Origin of the sequence: uncultured Aliiroseovarius sp. (assembly GCF_947497285.1) — a bacterium.
Lineage (GTDB): Bacteria > Pseudomonadota > Alphaproteobacteria > Rhodobacterales > Rhodobacteraceae > Aliiroseovarius.
The window spans coordinates 1-2,500 of record NZ_CANMFT010000014.1; the positions used below are offsets into that span (position 1 = coordinate 1).

Here is a 2,500-nt window from a genome sequence, read left to right on the forward strand (position 1 = left end):
GAACGCAAACCGCCCCGGCATTTCTGCACGGGGCGGTTTGTTTTGTGTTTGTATTGAGAGAATATTGGCTCTTTTCTAGGTTTGGCGGTGACCTACTCTCCCACGTCTTGAGACGCAGTACCATTGGCGCGACAGTGCTTAACTTCCGAGTTCGGGATGGGGTCGGGTGTTTCACTTGTGCTGTGACCACCAAACCGAGGAAAGAGCCGTTCCAAGTCAGTACACTGGTGTGTATGCTTTTGATAGATCAGTAGGGTTTGACTTCTACTGGATCAAATCAAGCCTATCGGACAATTAGTACCGGTCAACTGAACGCATTGCTGCGCTTACATCTCCGGCCTATCGACGTGGTAGTCTTCCACGGTCCTCAGGGATACCTTGTTTTGAGGGGGGCTTCCCGCTTAGATGCCTTCAGCGGTTATCCTGTCCGAACATAGCTACCCAGCACTGCCGTTGGCACGACAACTGGTCCACCAGTGGTTCGTTCACCCCGGTCCTCTCGTACTAGGGGCAACTCCTCTCAAGTATCCTACACCCACGGCAGATAGGGACCGAACTGTCTCACGACGTTCTAAACCCAGCTCACGTACCTCTTTAAACGGCGAACAGCCGTACCCTTGGGACCTGCTCCAGCCCCAGGATGAGATGAGCCGACATCGAGGTGCCAAACACTGCCGTCGATATGGACTCTTGGGCAGTATCAGCCTGTTATCCCCGGCGTACCTTTTATCCGTTGAGCGATGGCCCTTCCACTCGGGACCACCGGATCACTATGGCCGTCTTTCGACTCTGCTCGACTTGTCAGTCTCGCAGTCAGGCTGGCTTCTGCCATTGCACTCAACGAGCGATTTCCGACCGCTCTGAGCCAACCTTCGCGCGCCTCCGTTACTCTTTAGGAGGCGACCGCCCCAGTCAAACTACCCGCCACGCAGGGTCCCGGATCCGGATAACGGACCGCGGTTAGACATCAAACAAAACAAGGGTGGTATCTCAAAGGAGGCTCCACAGAAACTAGCGTTCCTGCTTCAAAGCCTACCACCTATTCTGCACATATTGTATCTGATGCCAGTGCGAAGCTGTAGTAAAGGTGCACGGGGTCTTTCCGTCTAACCGCGGGAAGCCTGCATCTTGACAGGCAATTCAATTTCGCTGAGTCGATGTTGGAGACAGCGGGGAAGTCGTTACGCCATTCGTGCAGGTCGGAACTTACCCGACAAGGAATTTCGCTACCTTAGGACCGTTATAGTTACGGCCGCCGTTTACCGGGGCTTCAATTCGGAGCTTGCACTCCTCCTTTTAACCTTCCGGCACCGGGCAGGCGTCAGACCCTATACGTCGTCTTGCGACTTCGCAGAGCCCTGTGTTTTTAGTAAACAGTCGCCACCCCCTGGTTTGTGCCCCCAGTCAATACTTGCGTAGAAACTGGGCCTCCTTCTCGCGAACTTACGGAGGTATTTTGCCGAGTTCCTTCAACATCGTTCTCTCAAGCGCCTTGGTATGCTCTACCTATCCACCTGTGTCGGTTTAGGGTACGATCTAATAGAGGGGCTATTTCCAGGAACCTCTTAGCAGCCCATTCAATCCGATAAGGATGAACTACCTTCGAGATCCGTCACCACCTCATGGCCCAGGAATATTAACCTGGTTCCCATCGACTACGCCTTTCGGCCTCGCCTTAGGGGTCGGCTTACCCTGCTCAGATTAGCTTTAAGCAGGAACCCTTGGATTTTCGGCGACAGGGTCTCTCACCCTGTTTGTCGCTACTCATGTCATCATTCTCACTAGTGATCTCTCCACCGGATCGCTCACGCGCCGGCTTCACAGAAAGCTCCGTGTCTCCGACACTCACTATATATGCGCTACCGCTTCGCTACTTGAGCGCTTTGGCATTGCATCAATGAGTTAAAGAGACATGGAACTATGTCACACTACGCTCTGCTACCGCGTGCACATAAGTGCACACCCTAAGCTTCGGCTCATGGCTTGAGCCCCGGTACATCTTCGCCGCAAGACAACTTAAATTAGACCAGTGAGCTGTTACGCTATCTTTAAAGGATGGCTGCTTCTAAGCCAACCTCCTGGTTGTTTTGGTCGTCTCACCTGCTTTCCCACTTAGCCATGAATTAGGGGCCTTAGCTGTAGGTCAGGGTTGTTTCCCTCTCCACAACGGACGTTAGCATCCGCTGTGTGTCTGCCATATAGTACTTCCCGGTATTCGGAGTTTGGTTAGGATCAGTAAGCCTGTGGGGCCCCATTACCCATCCAGTGCTCTACCCCCGGGAGTATTCGTATGACGCTCTACCTAAATAGATTTCGCAGAGAACCAGCTATCTCCGAGTTTGATTGGCCTTTCACCCCTAGGCACAGCTCATCCCGATCTTTTTCAACAGATGTGGGTTCGGTCCTCCAGTGCATGTTACTGCACCTTCAACCTGGCCATGCCTAGATCACTCGGTTTCGGGTCTGATCCACCTAACTCATTCGCCCTATTAAGACTCGC

2 rRNA genes (1 of these 2 cut by a window edge) are annotated in these 2,500 nt (G+C 53.0%); both read right to left on the bottom strand.

What is annotated here, in order from left to right:
* Positions 1-79 precede the first annotated feature (79 nt).
* Positions 80-194, bottom strand: a 5S ribosomal RNA gene (gene rrf, locus Q0864_RS16480).
* A 79-nt stretch (positions 195-273) separates the two neighbouring features.
* A 23S ribosomal RNA gene (locus Q0864_RS16485) occupies positions 274-2,500 on the bottom strand; it runs 658 nt beyond the window's last position.